At 35.9% G+C, this 15,679-nt stretch carries 17 protein-coding genes; 10 read left to right on the forward strand and 7 right to left on the reverse strand.

Annotated features, from left to right (window positions below; genetic code table 11):
• The first annotated feature begins 9 nt into the window (after positions 1-9).
• The gene (locus ACYIAJ_RS02430; protein WP_483558766.1) at positions 10-1,197 is read left to right on the forward strand and encodes a pyridoxal phosphate-dependent aminotransferase; all 1,188 of its coding nucleotides are present in this window, start codon (positions 10-12) and stop codon (positions 1,195-1,197) included.
• A 109-nt stretch (positions 1,198-1,306) separates the two neighbouring features.
• On the opposite strand, the gene ACYIAJ_RS02435 is transcribed toward ACYIAJ_RS02430, so the two are convergent.
• From ACYIAJ_RS02435 to zapB, 4 genes are all read right to left on the reverse strand, one after another.
• Positions 1,307-1,840, reverse strand: coding sequence for a C40 family peptidase (locus ACYIAJ_RS02435; protein ID WP_483558768.1), 534 nt, complete (start codon positions 1,838-1,840; stop codon positions 1,307-1,309).
• Positions 1,788-3,146 carry a DUF3482 domain-containing protein gene (locus tag ACYIAJ_RS02440; protein ID WP_483558770.1) on the reverse strand — a complete coding sequence of 453 codons (1,359 nt, stop codon included), beginning with the start codon at positions 3,144-3,146 and terminating at the stop codon, positions 1,788-1,790. Before ACYIAJ_RS02440 ends, ACYIAJ_RS02435 begins: the two co-directional genes overlap by 53 nt.
• 1 nt (position 3,147) lies before the next feature.
• On the reverse strand, positions 3,148-4,455 hold the full coding sequence (locus ACYIAJ_RS02445) for a DUF2868 domain-containing protein (RefSeq protein ID WP_160403111.1): 1,308 nt from the start codon (positions 4,453-4,455) through the stop codon (positions 3,148-3,150).
• 79 nt (positions 4,456-4,534) lie between these two features.
• Positions 4,535-4,780 carry a cell division protein ZapB gene (gene zapB / locus ACYIAJ_RS02450; RefSeq protein WP_483558772.1) on the reverse strand — a complete coding sequence of 82 codons (246 nt, stop codon included), beginning with the start codon at positions 4,778-4,780 and terminating at the stop codon, positions 4,535-4,537.
• Between the two features lie 100 nt (positions 4,781-4,880).
• Here zapB and tpiA point away from each other — a divergent pair, with 100 nt between their 5' ends.
• Positions 4,881-5,645, forward strand: coding sequence for a triose-phosphate isomerase (tpiA, locus tag ACYIAJ_RS02455; RefSeq protein WP_483558774.1), 765 nt, complete (start codon positions 4,881-4,883; stop codon positions 5,643-5,645).
• Between the two features lie 63 nt (positions 5,646-5,708).
• Here the strand turns inward: tpiA and ACYIAJ_RS02460 are convergent, their stop codons facing one another.
• On the reverse strand, positions 5,709-5,936 hold the full coding sequence (locus ACYIAJ_RS02460) for a helix-turn-helix domain-containing protein (RefSeq protein ID WP_483558776.1): 228 nt from the start codon (positions 5,934-5,936) through the stop codon (positions 5,709-5,711).
• Between the two features lie 161 nt (positions 5,937-6,097).
• Between ACYIAJ_RS02460 and ACYIAJ_RS02465 the strand changes: the two genes are divergently transcribed.
• The 8 genes from ACYIAJ_RS02465 (at position 6,098) to ACYIAJ_RS02500 (ending at position 14,460) form a co-directional block, all read left to right on the forward strand.
• Positions 6,098-6,787 carry a LexA family transcriptional regulator gene (locus ACYIAJ_RS02465; protein ID WP_160403105.1) on the forward strand — a complete coding sequence of 230 codons (690 nt, stop codon included), beginning with the start codon at positions 6,098-6,100 and terminating at the stop codon, positions 6,785-6,787.
• A 289-nt stretch (positions 6,788-7,076) separates the two neighbouring features.
• A complete protein-coding gene (gene mnmA, locus ACYIAJ_RS02470; RefSeq protein WP_160403103.1) occupies positions 7,077-8,195 on the forward strand; it encodes a tRNA 2-thiouridine(34) synthase MnmA in 1,119 nt (372 codons plus the stop codon).
• 1 nt (position 8,196) lies between these two features.
• Positions 8,197-8,844, forward strand: a complete 648-nt coding sequence (hflD, locus tag ACYIAJ_RS02475; RefSeq protein ID WP_483558778.1) for a high frequency lysogenization protein HflD — start codon at positions 8,197-8,199, stop codon at positions 8,842-8,844.
• 47 nt (positions 8,845-8,891) lie between these two features.
• Complete coding sequence (gene purB / locus ACYIAJ_RS02480; RefSeq protein ID WP_483558780.1) at positions 8,892-10,262, forward strand: adenylosuccinate lyase; 1,371 nt, start codon at positions 8,892-8,894, stop codon at positions 10,260-10,262.
• 142 nt (positions 10,263-10,404) lie between these two features.
• On the forward strand, positions 10,405-11,325 hold the full coding sequence (hemC, locus tag ACYIAJ_RS02485) for a hydroxymethylbilane synthase (RefSeq protein WP_483558782.1): 921 nt from the start codon (positions 10,405-10,407) through the stop codon (positions 11,323-11,325).
• Complete coding sequence (locus ACYIAJ_RS02490) at positions 11,322-12,062, forward strand: uroporphyrinogen-III synthase (protein WP_483558784.1); 741 nt, start codon at positions 11,322-11,324, stop codon at positions 12,060-12,062. Before hemC ends, ACYIAJ_RS02490 begins: the two co-directional genes overlap by 4 nt.
• Before the next feature lie 18 nt (positions 12,063-12,080).
• Positions 12,081-13,550, forward strand: a complete 1,470-nt coding sequence (locus ACYIAJ_RS02495) for a uroporphyrinogen-III C-methyltransferase (RefSeq protein ID WP_483558786.1) — start codon at positions 12,081-12,083, stop codon at positions 13,548-13,550.
• Positions 13,551-13,560: 10 nt separating this feature from the next.
• Positions 13,561-14,460 (forward strand): heme biosynthesis HemY N-terminal domain-containing protein, encoded by a 900-nt coding sequence (locus tag ACYIAJ_RS02500; RefSeq protein ID WP_483558788.1) that lies wholly within the window; start codon positions 13,561-13,563, stop codon positions 14,458-14,460.
• 78 nt (positions 14,461-14,538) lie between these two features.
• Here ACYIAJ_RS02500 and ACYIAJ_RS02505 read toward each other — a convergent pair whose 3' ends face one another.
• Together ACYIAJ_RS02505 and ACYIAJ_RS02510 are read right to left on the reverse strand one after the other, a co-directional pair.
• Positions 14,539-14,862 carry an AzlD domain-containing protein gene (locus ACYIAJ_RS02505; protein ID WP_483558790.1) on the reverse strand — a complete coding sequence of 108 codons (324 nt, stop codon included), beginning with the start codon at positions 14,860-14,862 and terminating at the stop codon, positions 14,539-14,541.
• Complete coding sequence (locus ACYIAJ_RS02510; RefSeq protein WP_483558792.1) at positions 14,859-15,554, reverse strand: AzlC family ABC transporter permease; 696 nt, start codon at positions 15,552-15,554, stop codon at positions 14,859-14,861. Before ACYIAJ_RS02510 ends, ACYIAJ_RS02505 begins: the two co-directional genes overlap by 4 nt.
• Between the last annotated feature and the right edge of the window lie 125 nt (positions 15,555-15,679).

The raw sequence follows: 15,679 nt of genomic DNA on the forward strand, positions 1-15,679 counted from the left end.
AGGTGTATCATGGTATCTAATATCAATGTCAGTAGAAGAAAACTAATCACATTTTCTAGTGCAGCAATTGCAGGGCTATCTATTAATCAATTCCTATCTAAAGCTCACGCAATAGAAGCACAAAACTCAGTCTCATTCTCTGTTCCCATGCTTGATAAAGTGGTAATACCCAATGTTAACAATCCAGTAAGGCTAAACTTCAACGAAAATGCACTTGGAATGTCGCCAAGTGCAAAACAAGCAGCAATAAATGCCGTACCAAAAGCTAATCGTTATGCCAAAGCCGAAATGCCACTACTTAATAAACGTTTAGCTAAACATCATAACGTTGATGATGCTCAAATTTTGCTAACTGCTGGCTCATCAGAAGGTATTCGTAGTGCTATTGCCGCATTTGTTAAACCCAACACTCAGCTAGTAATTCCCGAACTTACCTATAGCGATGGAGAACATTTTGCAAAGATTTTTAATTTAAATATAACCAAAGTCCCGAGTTTGCCTGATTGGCAAATTGATATCAAAGGTTTACAGAAGGCAGTTGAAGATTATAAAGGTTTTTCAATTGTCTATTTAGTTAATCCTAACAATCCTACTTCAACTATTTTTGCAACGCATCAAATAGAACCTTGGATCAAAAGCAAACCTAAAAATACAATTTTTATTGTTGATGAGGCTTATGCTGAATTTGTTAATGATCCTGCATTTAAATCAGTCGATAAGCTAATTATACAAGGTTGCGATAATATTATCTTACTTAAAACCTTCTCAAAAATTCATGCTATGGCAGGATTACGAGTAGGTTATGTAGTTAGTTCAATTGAAAATATTAAAAATATGGCTCAATATGTCGCAGGTGAAAAGCTCAACTATTGTGGTGTTTGTGCAGCGCTGACATCTATGGATGATCAATCATTTTTGACTTATTCAAAAAAAGCGGTTGATGTATCACGCCAAATCATGGAAAAAACGCTATCAGACTTAGGGTTACACTATCTAAAATCAGAAACTAATTTTATGTTTCACAAAAGCCCTATCGATTTAAAAAATTATCGTGAACTAATGAAAAATAATTTTATATTGATTGGTAGAGATTTTGAACCAGCAACAAATTGGTGCCGAATATCACTTGGTTCACCTGGCGAAATGCTTTATGTAGCTAATATAATGAATGAATTAAAAGAAAAAGGAAAAATTTAACTATAATTATTTTTATGGTAGATAAAAAATAAGCGCTATAAATATTAATTAATTTAAAGCGCTTTTTTCGTTACAATTATTCGTGAAAAATGATAAAAAAAGAAGCTATTTAGCTACCCGTTATGCGACGAGCCATCCAGTAATGCTTCTTCCAATAATCCTCATTCAAGTTTGAATAGATAACCCCTTTTGAGGTTGAAGCATGTAAGAACTTACCATCAGCATAATAAATACCAACATGTAGGCCACTACGGCTACGGCCTGTTTTAAAGAATACTAAATCGCCAGCTTTAGGTGTATTTACTTTAACACCTAATTGAGCTTGTTCAGCTGCGCTTCTTGGTAAGGTTTTTGAAAGTCTATTTTTGAAAAAATTCATCACCAAAGCAGAACAATCACTACCGGACAAAGTTGTGCCGCCATAACGATACGGCGTATTTTGCCATTTTTTATAGTGAGATTCTATTTTAGCTAACATAGCTGAATCTGATTTGATATTTTTAGTAGAAACTTGACCTTGACTAGTACTACAACCAAATAACACAAAGAGAGAAAAGATCAATGTAGTTATTAAAAAACGTTTCTTTACATTAATGCAGTTGCTGAGCAACGTTCCTAATAGTCGATTGTCTTTTTTTGTCATTTCTTTTTGTTCCTTTATTTAACGTCGACCAATGCGGATAACGTCTTGCTACCTTTAGACTTCTAGGTAACACGCCCTTTTCCCATTCATTTTTATCTAATTTAGATAATCTAACAGGGCTCATGTCCGCATGGCTGCGATGATTTAAACTTTCTTTAAGGCGAATTAATCGTAAAGAAAGAAAACAAATAATAACATCATCAACACTTAATTTACTATATCCAGAAAGCTGATACCGCATTCTAGAACCATAATGTTTAGCAGTTTGCATTAAACTACCAACTGCTGCACCAATTAACGCAGCCGAGCCAAGCGAAATACCACCAGTTGCTAAGTCAATACTTGCACCAATTGTTGCGCCTGACACAAAACCTTTAGTCAAATGCATGCCCACCGTTTTTAGTGCATCAACATTAAAAAGGTCAGCATTATAACGACCTTTGATTAAAGGCAAGCTCTCTTCACTCTCTTGAGTTGAATCGAATTGATACAATTTTAATAATTCATTGATCGCTATTTGTTCTCGCTTTCTGACTTTATTTTGCAAATCAGTAATTGCTTGGCGATCGTCTAGTTTAGCCATTTTGTAAAAGGCAGTAACATCAACAAGCGTTTCGGCAATAATCCGATTAGCGGTTTGATTACGAGAATCACGAATTTGTGAGATTTTATCTAGCCAATTATCTAATATTTCTTTAGCTGGTTCAACCAATAAAGCAAGGCTACGATATAGTCGCTCTTCGCCATCTAAAGGTGGAAAAATAGCGTCAAACTTAATAATAGCATGAATCCCAACGCGTGACAGCAATCTTTTCCATTCCTTTTCATTTTGGTTACTATCAGCGATAAAATTTAAAACGGCTAATATTGGTTTATCACTATTAGCTAAAATAGCTAACTCATCGTGATATTTGGATAATACTGGTTCACGCACATCTATCACATAGATGGCTGCATCACTATTTAACAATTGTCTAATAACTTTAGCTTCTTGATTAAATACGTTTTCAGACTCTGGACTTTGTAAAAAAAATGTTAATTTATCAATACCATCAAGTTTTGAATTAGCGGGAACAAGTTGGTTAATGTAATCATAAAGGGCTAAACTGTCTTCTAATCCTGGGGTGTCATAAAAAACAATCGATTTACTATCTTCAAGTGGCAATGTTATTGATTCAACATGTCTTGTCGTGCCAGGGCGATCCGATACCTGACCAAAATGGTTATTCCGAACTAAAGTACGTAATAATGATGTTTTGCCAACATTGGCATGACCAACCACAGCTAATTTTAATGTTGATAACATCTTAAAGGTCCTCGCTTAACCAATCAGGTTCAGCTAACTGTAAAGATAGCAATTGCCAATTATGATACTGCTTACCTTGATTAATAAACCAAATACGACTTTGTTGCGATTTATTAATCAGTTGATTAATAAAATTCAATAGTCCCCTATCGGGTGCTCTATCGGTATCAATTGCAATTAATAATTTTTTAGCAGGTGTTAATTGCAGATAATCTAGAATTTTACTGCGCTGTTCACGAGTATTTAAAAAACCTAAAAATGAAACAAACTCTGGATGATGCCAACTTTCTTGCACATCAATGGCAACCAAAAAAGCGCCTTTTCCATCTTCAATAGAATGTGTTGGCAAATGCCATTGGTGATCGTTGTTGCCAAATTTATCGGCATCTTCAATGTTAATAAGTAATGGCTGTAATTGATTGGCTAATATTTGATAATCTGGATGTGAAATATTGAGCTTAATTTGACGGCAACTAATTAACCAATTAACACCACAAAATACCATACATAAAAATCGCACGACTAACCCGTAAATAATAAACACACCCAACAACCAAATAGCCCACGACGAACGCACTTCACCAGCATTTAAAGCATGTTCACTTAACTTTATTACATCATCTTTAGGAATGTCAAAACCCAATAATGAGGGTAAATAACCTAAATAACGAGTTAAATTAATAATGGTATCAGAACTAAGTAATGTCGTTTGCCATTCAAAGCTATAATGTTTGGTTGAAAATAACACAACTAACACCAACAATGCACTACTTAAAATCACAGTCCAAAACAGATTAAGAACAAAACCAATAAGCCAGCGAACTCGCGAACCAAACAGTTCAACAAACGCAGGAATAAGCTGTTGTACAGTCTTTTTCTGAGATAGTTTTTTCGCTAACCACAACCAGACATGAATCAACAAACTGCCACCAAAATTAGCAAAGAAAAAAAACGAACTAAGCCAAATAGATAATGTAATCAAATGCACACCTAATAAACTAAAAAGTGCCCAATACAAATTGATTGGATTTTGACTTAACGCTCCCAATGCCAAAGAGCTTCCCAAAAACACAGATAACAGCAGTAATAGCACAAAAGAAAATTTAACAGATCTTAACAGTATTTTCTGCGCCGAATATAACCCATTTTGTTTAGACAACATGGTTGCTCGCATCACAATTCGATCTGTGAGCGATATCTGTTCTACTCTTACTTGTCTATTAATATCTTGGTCAGCAAACCGTCCAGATTCGGTCTCAATTAAATGGATGGTTTCGGTCAGCCAGAGTGATTTTAGTTTTTGTTGCATTAAACTTAATCTTCGCCACTATTAACAATTAAGAATAAAAGAAACGCGACCTAAGTCGCGTTAATAAAATTCGAATCAATTATTGCGTAATTTCACCAATTTTACTTAATAAAGTTTGGATACGTTGTTGCCATATTTGTTGATCTTGTTTTAGTTTTTCGTTTTCGTCACGTAGTGCTTTCATTTCATCAGAACTATCATTGATTAGTTGCTCCAACTCGTGATTACCTCGTTTTAAAGTTGCAATTTCTTGTTGTAATGTGGTGATAGTATTAACAGTGTGTTGGATTTTATTCTCTAATTGGTTCAATATTTCTAATGACATATTTTTCCTCAGGCTCAATTTATTTGGTGTATAATGCTAATCATTATACCGAATTCATTCTAAAATCAACACTATTTTAAACCTTAAGTTGGAGAAAATTATGCGTAAACCACTTGTTATGGGAAACTGGAAGCTCAATGGTAGTATCGATATGGCTAAAAACCTAATTGCAGGACTACGGAAAGAGCTATCAAACGACACATCATGTAATGTTGCAATTGCACCACCAGTTGTCTATCTTGATTCTGTAAAGCACCAATTAGATGGAACTAACATCATTTTAGGAGCCCAAGATGTCGGCATTCATCTTTCTGGCGCTTATACTGGTGAAGTATCAGTAGAAATGTTAAAAGATATTGGTGTGACTCACATCATTATTGGTCATTCTGAACGTCGCACTTATCACAAAGAATCTGACGAATTTATTGCTAAAAAATTTGGTGTCATTAAAGAAGCCGGTTTAGTGCCTGTATTATGTATTGGTGAAACTGAAGCTGAAAACGAAGCTGGTCAAACACAAGCTGTTTGCGCTCGTCAAATTGACGCCGTCATCAAAGCGCTTGGCGTTCAAGCATTTAACGGTGCTGTTATTGCCTATGAACCTGTATGGGCAATTGGAACTGGCAAATCTGCAACCCCTGCACAAGCTCAAGCTGTTCACAAATTTATTCGTGATCATATTGCAAAACAAGATGCAAAAGTGGCACAACAAGTGATCATTCAATATGGTGGTTCTGTTAATGACAAAAATGCAGCAGAATTATTTACTCAACCAGACATTGACGGTGCATTAGTCGGTGGTGCATCTTTAAAAGCTGATGCTTTTGCGGCAATTGTTAAAGCAGCAGAATTAGCTAAAAAATAAATCACAATATAACTAATAATAAAAAAGACGTTGATAAGCGTCTTTTTTATTTGCAAATTAATATTATTTTTTTGCTTTTGGTTGATAGCGCGATGGCCAAATTTTTTCAACAGGGAATTGCAAATACTCGGAAATAATTCGTTCATACTTAGGACAATGTCGATATAATGCGTTTCTTAAAGTATCAGCTTGTAATCCACTCGCTCTCGACAATGCTCTTAAATTTCCACCTCTAATTTTAATTTCTCCCACTACTCTAGATGGGGCCCAGTCTTGATCTTGCTCTCTCATTATGAGATCCTCTATTGGTTAAACTTTTGCTGTTGTAAAGATTATCGGTATTACAACGTTCAAAAAAATATTCAAAAGATAAAAATTACAAGCAAAGAATAGCACATAAAAAAACGAATTAAAATAAAAAAAACGAAAAAGCATATGGAATAAAATGAAAAATGACAGAAAACAAAATAAAAAAAACAACAGAAGAAGAAAAAACACGAATCCTAACTAATACAGGAGTTATTGATTTTAAGAAAAGATTAAACTTAGTACTAGAAGGAGTATCGGGTAACGCATTTGCAAAAAAAGTTGGTATGTCAGAAGCTGTGATACGGGATTACCTATCAGGAAAAACCTATCCTGCATTAAATAGACTGGCGATTATTGCCCAAAAATGTGATGTACCTATTGAGTGGTTAGCAACAGGAAAAGGAGAATGTCGATTATTGGCAGAGTCCAAATATAGCAACTTTGTACATATTCCATTTCATCATTTAAACGAAACAAGTAAATCTTATTCGCAAATCGAATCAATCCCATTTGATATGACTTTAATAAAACATCAAGGTTGTAGTTGCGAAGATTTAACTGCAGTATGGGCAAAAGGCGATAGCATGGAGCCTACAATATCAAACCACGATATTCTTATTGTCAACAAAGCGCATTACAAACCAATTGACGGCTATTTGTATGCTGTTGAATATGAAGATCAAATCAGCATAAAACGCATTCAAAATCAAGGCGTCAATTTGGCACTACTTTGTGATAATCCTAAATACCCTGCCATTATTGGCGATAAATATGGTCAACAAGATTTTAAAATTATTGGGCTTGTTGTTTACCTTTTAAAAGATCTTAATTAATTTGATTTGACCTTTAAATAATAGCAGCTTTATAAGTTTTGACTGGTAAAGCTGTTTTAATCTTATGCGATCGCATTTTTTTCTGCGAAAATAAAAAAACAAAAAATCGACAAAAAGCTTCGTGAAAGTATTCGTTTAAATATAAATGTAGTATTAAGTTAATATTAAATTTGTATAAAAAATGAATCAATACAGTAATCTTTATCTGCATAACTTTATGCTTTTTTCCTTAATTATGCTAAAATTGATGTTAAATTTTTATTAATTTTACCTATTAATTATAGTCATTATGTCAAATATAAACACTCGAAAAAAAGTCGTTATCGGTATGTCTGGTGGTGTTGATTCTTCTGTTTCTGCATATTTATTACAACAACAAGGATACGATGTTGTTGGATTATTTATGAAAAATTGGGAAGAAGACGACACCGAAGAATACTGCTCCGCTGCTGTTGACTTAGCAGACGCACAAGCAGTTTGTGATAAATTAAACATCAAATTACATACTGTTAATTTTGCTGCCGAATATTGGGACAACGTGTTCGAACATTTTTTATCGGAATACCAAGCAGGCCGAACACCAAATCCCGATATTTTATGTAATAAAGAAATTAAATTTAAAGCCTTTTTAGAGTATGCCGGCGAAGATCTCGGCGCTGACTTTATTGCCACTGGGCATTATGTTCGTAAACGTGAAATAGATGGTAAAGTTGAATTATTACGTGGCATAGACACTAATAAAGACCAAAGTTACTTTCTTTACACTTTGAGCGAAACACAACTAAGCCAAAGCTTGTTTCCCGTCGGAGAGCTTGAAAAGCCTGAAGTACGTAAAATTGCCCAGCAACTTGGTTTAGCTACCGCCGCAAAAAAAGACTCAACGGGTATCTGTTTTATTGGTGAGCGCAAGTTTAGTGACTTTTTAGCCCGATATTTACCCGCTCAAGCAGGTCATATTCGCACAGTTGATGGTGAAATTATAGGCCAGCATCAAGGTCTGATGTATCACACATTAGGGCAACGTAAAGGACTAGGTATCGGTGGTTTAAAACAAGCCGATGACACACCATGGTATGTAGTTGACAAAGACCTAACCAATAACGAATTAATTGTGGCACAAGGTCATGACCACCCAGCACTATTTTCAGACGGATTAATTGCTCAACAACTCCATTGGGTTGACCGTAAAGTGGTAACCGAACCATTTAACTGTACGGTAAAAACGCGCTATCGCCAACAAGATATCGCTTGCCAAGTAATACCTCTAGCTGACGACAAAATTAATGTCATTTTTGACAACCCTGTTGCGGCTGTTACACCAGGTCAATCTGCCGTCTTTTATAAAAATGAAGTATGCCTTGGTGGCGGCATTATAGAAGAACGAATAAAAAGCAGTAAGGAGTACTAAAGTGAATAACAAATACCATCATATTGCCATCGCCCTAGCAGGTGCTACGCAAAGCGCAATATTAGTGCCACAACTTGCCAACACAGGGGTTTGTAGTGCAATACTTTATGAACGAGCAATAAAAAGCGTGTTTAAAACTTCACCGAAAACAACGGATGATGTTTATGATGGTATTGAAAATGTTAAAACAGGCTTACAAACGTTAATACAACTATTATCATCAGGACAAAAAGAACAAGTCCAAATTATTCGTTACATATTTGGCACACTTAGTATTACAAGTAAATTATTAAAAAATAACGATGCATTAGATAAAATAGACCAGCGATTACGACGCATTTCAGGGCTTTATTCGGAAATGAACGATGAAACTGTTAGTGCTAATGTTGATGATCTGTCTTATTCATTAGCGGGAATTTATTCTGACATTATCAGCCCAATATCAACTAAAATAAAAGTTACTGGTAAAATCGAATTTTTACAAAACTCATTAGTGCAAGCAAAAGTAAGAACTGCGCTTTTGGGGTGTGTTCGATCAGCCATTTTATGGTATCAAGTTGGCGGTAGTCGCTTTCAGTTTATTTTTTGCCGTAAACGTATTTGTAATGCTGCACAACAACTGCTGGACCAAATTAATCGCGCAAGCTAATTTACACTTTATAATTGATATTTCAAAATAGCAACGGAGTTAAACCGATGGAATTATCTGCACTTACTGCCCTTTCACCAATTGATGGACGTTATGGTGACAAAACAACAGAATTACGCACCATTTTTAGCGAATATGGCTTATTAAAATACCGTGTTCAAGTTGAAGTTCGTTGGTTACAAAAGTTAGCCTCTCAAGCAGATATTTTAGAGGTTCCATCCTTAAGTCAATCAGCTATCGATCACCTTAATAAAATTGTTGAGCAATTTAGTGAACAAGATGCTAAGCGTATTAAAGAAATCGAAAGAACCACAAATCACGATGTCAAAGCGGTAGAATACTTTTTAAAAGAAAAAGTCAGCACCAATGAAGAATTACATGCGATTAATGAATTCATCCATTTTGCCTGCACATCAGAAGACATCAACAACTTATCTTATGCATTAATGCTAAAAACAGCGAAAGAAACGGTATTAGAACCATATTGGAACAAGCTGATTGATAAAATCACCTCGCAAGCCAAAGCTTATCGCGATTTACCGCTGCTTTCAAGAACACATGGTCAGCCTGCTACACCATCAACAATTGGTAAAGAATTTGCCAATGTCGCTTACCGTTTAAAACGTCAACTAAAACAACTAAAATCAGTTGAAATACTGGGTAAAATTAATGGTGCAACAGGCAATTATAATGCACATATGGTTGCTTACCCACAAGTAAATTGGCATAAATTCAGCGAAGAATTTGTTAGCTCGCTAGGATTAAAATGGAACCCTTATACCACCCAAATTGAACCCCATGACTATATTGCCGAGTTCTTTGATTGTGTAGCACGTTTTAATACCATTATGATCGACTTTGATCGCGATGTTTGGGGATATATTTCGTTAAATCACTTTAAACAAAAAACCATTGCTGGAGAAATCGGCTCTTCAACCATGCCACACAAGGTTAACCCAATCGACTTTGAAAATTCAGAAGGAAATTTAGGTATTGCCAATGCAATCATGAACCATTTAGGTAGCAAATTACCTATTTCCCGCTGGCAACGCGATTTGACCGATTCAACAGTATTACGCAATCTAGGTGTAGGTATTGGTTATGCCATTATAGCTTACCAATCAACCTTAAAAGGCTTAAATAAACTTGAAGTTAATCATGATTACTTACTTGAAGAACTTGATCGAAACTGGGAAGTATTAGCAGAACCAATTCAAACCGTCATGCGCCGTTACGGCATCGAAAAGCCTTACGAAAAACTAAAAGAACTAACCCGAGGAAAACGTGTTGATGCTAAAGGCATGCAAGAATTTATTGACTCGTTAGATTTACCCGAAGACGAAAAAACACGGCTAAAACAGCTAACACCGGCTAACTATATTGGTTATGCAGTTAGCTTTGTTGACGATTTAGCCTAACTGTTTAAATGTAATTAGCCTAATGCAAATCACACTGCGTTAGGCAATATTACTATTCAAGTGATCGATATAAATCAAACGAAAAATGCACTTGCGCAGTAAATATAAATCACCTAATAAAAAAAGAAAATAGAGAAATCCATTGAACATTCGCATTGCAACACGAAAAAGCCCTTTAGCGCTATGGCAAGCTAATTTTGTTAAGCAACAACTGCTAGCTGCTCACCCTAATTTAACGGTGGAATTGATTCCGATGGTCACTAAAGGCGACGTATTACTAGACAGCCCCCTATCAAAAATTGGTGGAAAAGGACTATTTGTTAAACAGCTTGAACAAGCGATACTAAATAACGAAGCGGATATCGCTGTTCACTCAATAAAAGATATTCCTGCTGAGTTTCCTGAGGGATTAATGTTAGCAACAATTTGTCAACGCGACGAAGTACGTGATGCTTTTGTGTCAAACCAATACGCCAACTTAGACCAATTACCCAATGGTGCAATTGTAGGTACATCAAGTTTACGACGCCAATGTCAGCTACGAGCTAAATACCCCCACTTACAAATTAAAGAACTACGTGGCAACGTTGGAACACGTTTAGCAAAGCTTGATAACAATGAATACGATGCTATTATTTTAGCGTCAGTTGGACTAAAACGCTTAGCGCTTGAACACCGAATAAAACAGTATATTGATATCAATTTAATCTTACCTGCGGTTGGTCAAGGAGCTATTGGCATTGAAACACGAAGTAATGACGAATACCTATTATCGCTATTAGCTCCACTTGATGACAACCACAGCCGCCAATGCATTATAGCAGAAAGAGCAATGAATGAAGCGCTACAAGGTGGATGCCAAGTACCTATTGCCTGCTATAGCCAGCTAAATAATGACACGCTAACTTTACAAGGATTTGTTGGCTGTGTTGACGGGTCAAAAATAATCAGAGCTGAACTAAAAGGCCCTGCAAGCCAAGCCGAACAACTGGGCCACAACCTAGCCAAACAGCTATTAAACCAAGGTGCTGACAAAATACTACGGGAATTAATAGGCGAATGATTTATGTAACAAGACCCTCGCCCGATGGCGAGGAACTAACAAAACAACTGAATCAAGCCCATTTACCGGCAACTCACCTTCCCTTATTTGATATTTTACCCAGCTCTGAGCTGGTTGATTTACAGCAACAACTTAACCGCCTTTTGCCATCAGACATTGTTATTGCGCTATCGCCACAAGTAATTTATACCATCAAAGCACATTTGCCCGATTTATACTTTCCAAAGCATGTACATTATTTCGCAATTGGTAACAAAACGGCACATTTATTAAGTCAACTAACCACAACTAAAGTCAGCTACCCTAAACAAGAAGATAGCGAAGGCTTATTAGACTTACTCAAAAACATAATGCTAGCACATCGCACCGTACTCATTTTACGGGGTAACTCAGGCCGGCAATTATTAGCAGACACACTCACAACACAACAAGCACAAGTTAAATTGCTAGCATGTTATCATCGAAAGCCAATAACCTATTGTGACAATATTTTGGCTAACAATATAAACAATCAAATTATCATTATTACCAGTGTTGAACACTTAATACAGCTTGAACTTTATTGCCAAAGACAACACAAACAGCAGGCTCAGCTCGTTGTCACCAGTGAACGAATTTTAAAAAAAGCACAACAACTAAACTGGCAAAACGTTTTGCAAATAGTAGGTGCAAATAATCAAATTTTATTTAAAACAATGTTAACTCTATGTCATAATGCCAATATCAATTTTGAATAAATCTAAATGAGGTTATTTATGCCGCCAAAATATTATGGTGCCAACGCAACACTCTCAACTATTAACACAACTTCATTTAGTCAACCAACGACAACAACGAATCAAAATGAAGCGAATAAGATTATGAAAGAAGACAAAAAAAATCAAACAGGCTCACAATCTACTACAACTTTAGAATCTAAAGCTCAGCCCCAAGACAGTAATAACAGTCACACAAACAAAGTGCCGGTATCAAAACTATCAATACTGGCGATAGCATTAACCGTTTGCTTAAGTGGTATTGGCTTTTATTATGGTTACAACCAAGTTGAAATGCAAAAAAAGACCATCTCGACATTACAAACAGAACTAGCCAATTTAAAACAAACCACCAAGCAGAGCATAACAGACGACCTTAACAATAGTATTAGCGATGCGGTTAACAAACAAAATCAACAATTCAATACATTAGAACAGCGTGTAGAGCGTGAACTTGGCGATCAGCAAAAAGTACAACAACAATTAAGCAACCAAGTGAATGATACCTTAAAGCTCAACGAACAAAGCTTACAAAACATCAACGAACGTTTAGCGGCTATGTCAACCACAGATCATAAAGTTTGGTTGATTTCACAAGCAAACTATTTGGTACACTTAGCGGGACGTAAAATTTGGAATGACCAAGATTATACATCAGCACGGCTACTTCTTAAAAGTGCTGACGAAAGTCTAGCTCAAGCTGATGATCCTAGCCTATTACCTGCTCGGCAAGCGATCAGTAAAGATATTAACTCACTTGCTCAAGTAAGCTTTATTGATACTGACGGCATTATTATTAACTTAATTGGATTGTCAGATTCGCTTACCGAATTACCTTTAGTGGGTCATTACCAAGAAATCGATCTTGGCATGACCCAATATAACGAAGACTCAACCAATACAAACGACAACAAAGAACCACAAACCGAAATCGCTAACGCAGCAAGCAATCAGCATGCACAAACAAATAATACAGCTGACAATACAAATAGCGAAATATCCTCATCAACCAGTGATTGGTCTAATAATCTATTCAATAGCGCCAAGACTTTTATGGATAAATTCATCACCATTGAAAAGCTTGATAATAAAGACAACAGCTTCAAAGCATGCTTAGAACATGCTGGCCAAGATGAAAAACAAATCATCCATTGCCAAATATTAAAAGCGCCATTAAGCATAGAACAATCGCTTTACCTGCGTGAAAATATCCGTTTCCGCCTATTGATTGCAGCACAAGCGGTACCAAGGCATCAAGATCTTATTTATCAACGTGCACTTAGCGATACTGCAACTTGGGTGAATGCCTATTTTGATGGTAATGCACCAAGCGTTAAAGCATTTATTAATGAACTTGAGACTTTACAAAGTCAATCAATCAGCGACCAAAACGTTCCTGAAAATCTAACTAGCATCAGCGAACTTGAAAAACTAATGCAATCTCGCGTTCGTTCAATGTTGGCAAAATAGGAGAATAATAATGATAAAAATACTAATTATTTTCTTAGTGCTAGTGGGTGGATTTTTTCTTGGACCATTATTACAAGGACACCAAGGTTCAGCGGTATTTGAATTTTTAAATTACCGTGTCAGCATGTCGTTTAATTCATTTATGATACTTGAATTAATTGGTCTGCTTTGCCTTTACTTAATTTATTCTATTTTCAATAAAATTTTAAATTCTAAAACTGTATTAGGTAATTGGTTACGCTTAAAATCACCTAAAAAATCGATAAAACGCATTGAACAAGCGCAAATTTTATTGCTAGAAGGTGATTATCAACAAGCTGCAAGACTTTTTGTAAAAAGTGCCAAAGGAGCAAAAAACACTACTTTATCGTATTTACTCGCCGCGCAAGCGCAAATTGACAACGACGAATTAATTCCGGCCAACCAATCGCTAGAACAAGCGGCTAAAAGCTGTCAACCTAAAGAAATGTTTGCCTTTCAATTAGTACAAATTCGGTTACAACTAAAAAACCGCGAATACACTGCTGCACGTAGTGCGTTAGAACAGTTACTAAATGAAAAGCCCCGCAATGTCGAAGTGCTTAGATTAGCCGATCAACTTTATTACGAAACTGGTGATTACCAAGCTGTTATAGATCTATTACCAGTAATGTATAAAGCTAAAGCATATAGCGAATCGCAACTCGATCAGTTTAAACAAGCGGCTTATATTGCCAGAATTAAGCAATTATCGACCGACAGCGATACGCAAGCACTTATAAAATGGTGGTACTCACAACCACGAGCCATTATGAACAACATGACTTATCAAAAAGCGATGGCGACCTATCTTAATCAATTAGGCCAAAATAACGAAGCCGAAAAGCTATTAAAATCGATTAGCAAACTAGAACAAAAAGAAAGAACATAATAGAAAAACAGGGCAAATAGCCCTGTTTTTTTAACACATCACAAAAACAACAATAAACGTCTGTTCAATTGAACTAAATTAAACCACAAAATAACGAATCAGTGCCATAAAGCACATACCTGCAACTACAATGCACATTAAATTTTTCGTGATAACAGCAACAATGATGGTCGGAATTGTCGCCAAACAATATTCCACATGAAAACTAGGAAACTGCCCCTCTTTTGCCACAAACAAATTTTGCACAAACAGTGCAGTTAAAATACACAAAGGCACATACGACAAAAAACGAATCACCACATTTGGCAACTGCAACTTTCGAACCAACATAAAAGGAATCACTCTTGGCAACCAAGTGACTAAGCCACATCCTAAAATAATCAATAGACTATAAACTGTCATCTATCACGCTCCATTGCCATACCCATAAAACAGCCACCAAAAGTGCTAATTAAAATCGCCATTTCAGGTGACACAAAACGCATTAACAAAATTAACATAACAGCAACGGTAAGCATTACTAACAGTCGATTTTTAAGGCTCTTACTTTTATCGCCAATCAATTGCAAATAAAGTAAACCAATAAACATGGCAACTAAGGCATAATCTAAACCAAACAAATTAGGATCGGGTAACCATTCACCAATTACCGCACCTAAAAAGCAAGACATAATCCAAGTCAAATAAGCCGTAACATTAAGCCCATGCATCCAAGCAGCATTTACAGGCACTTTATTGGCAATGGCATTCATCACAACAGCAAAGCTTTCGTCGGTTAACAAACTACCAATACCGATATTATTTAAAAATGAAAATTTACGAAAAGCAGGTGCTGTTGCCATACTCATTAAAAAATGACGGGAATTAACTAAAAAAACAGTAAAAATAATAGCAGAAACAGGCGTAGTCACCATCATCAAACCCGCAATAATAAATTGCGATGCACCAGCATAAACAATAATAGCCAGTAATGTAATTTCAAACACAGATAGATTTGCCGACTTACCCACAACCCCTGCAGCAATGCCAATACCAATATAGCCTAATAACGTTGGAATACACGCATAAACGCCATCTTTAAAAGTCAAAGACATAATCATCCCTTACGATAACATACACCTATACAGAATATTACAAACAAGCAACAAAGCGCTTATCAACAAAGATCTAAGCACTAAATTAAACTACTTAACTCACAATAAGCAACAATATATTGCCA

This window comes from Gilliamella sp. X-46, assembly GCF_057063525.1.

What these genes read in the sequence shown, in the direction of transcription:
- ACYIAJ_RS02505 (WP_483558790.1), bottom strand. Translation starts at nt 14,862, where the DNA reads ATGACAGTTTATAGTCTATTGATTATTTTAGGATGTGGCTTAGTCACT.
- tpiA (WP_483558774.1), top strand. Translation starts at nt 4,881, where the DNA reads ATGCGTAAACCACTTGTTATGGGAAACTGGAAGCTCAATGGTAGTATC.
- ACYIAJ_RS02490 (WP_483558784.1), top strand. Translation starts at nt 11,322, where the DNA reads ATGATTTATGTAACAAGACCCTCGCCCGATGGCGAGGAACTAACAAAA.
- zapB (WP_483558772.1), bottom strand. Translation starts at nt 4,780, where the DNA reads ATGTCATTAGAAATATTGAACCAATTAGAGAATAAAATCCAACACACT.
- ACYIAJ_RS02460 (WP_483558776.1), bottom strand. Translation starts at nt 5,936, where the DNA reads ATGAGAGAGCAAGATCAAGACTGGGCCCCATCTAGAGTAGTGGGAGAA.
- ACYIAJ_RS02500 (WP_483558788.1), top strand. Translation starts at nt 13,561, where the DNA reads ATGATAAAAATACTAATTATTTTCTTAGTGCTAGTGGGTGGATTTTTT.
- ACYIAJ_RS02445 (WP_160403111.1), bottom strand. Translation starts at nt 4,455, where the DNA reads ATGCAACAAAAACTAAAATCACTCTGGCTGACCGAAACCATCCATTTA.
- purB (WP_483558780.1), top strand. Translation starts at nt 8,892, where the DNA reads ATGGAATTATCTGCACTTACTGCCCTTTCACCAATTGATGGACGTTAT.
- ACYIAJ_RS02495 (WP_483558786.1), top strand. Translation starts at nt 12,081, where the DNA reads ATGCCGCCAAAATATTATGGTGCCAACGCAACACTCTCAACTATTAAC.
- mnmA (WP_160403103.1), top strand. Translation starts at nt 7,077, where the DNA reads ATGTCAAATATAAACACTCGAAAAAAAGTCGTTATCGGTATGTCTGGT.
- ACYIAJ_RS02510 (WP_483558792.1), bottom strand. Translation starts at nt 15,554, where the DNA reads ATGTCTTTGACTTTTAAAGATGGCGTTTATGCGTGTATTCCAACGTTA.
- ACYIAJ_RS02440 (WP_483558770.1), bottom strand. Translation starts at nt 3,146, where the DNA reads ATGTTATCAACATTAAAATTAGCTGTGGTTGGTCATGCCAATGTTGGC.
- ACYIAJ_RS02430 (WP_483558766.1), top strand. Translation starts at nt 10, where the DNA reads ATGGTATCTAATATCAATGTCAGTAGAAGAAAACTAATCACATTTTCT.
- ACYIAJ_RS02465 (WP_160403105.1), top strand. Translation starts at nt 6,098, where the DNA reads ATGACAGAAAACAAAATAAAAAAAACAACAGAAGAAGAAAAAACACGA.
- ACYIAJ_RS02435 (WP_483558768.1), bottom strand. Translation starts at nt 1,840, where the DNA reads ATGACAAAAAAAGACAATCGACTATTAGGAACGTTGCTCAGCAACTGC.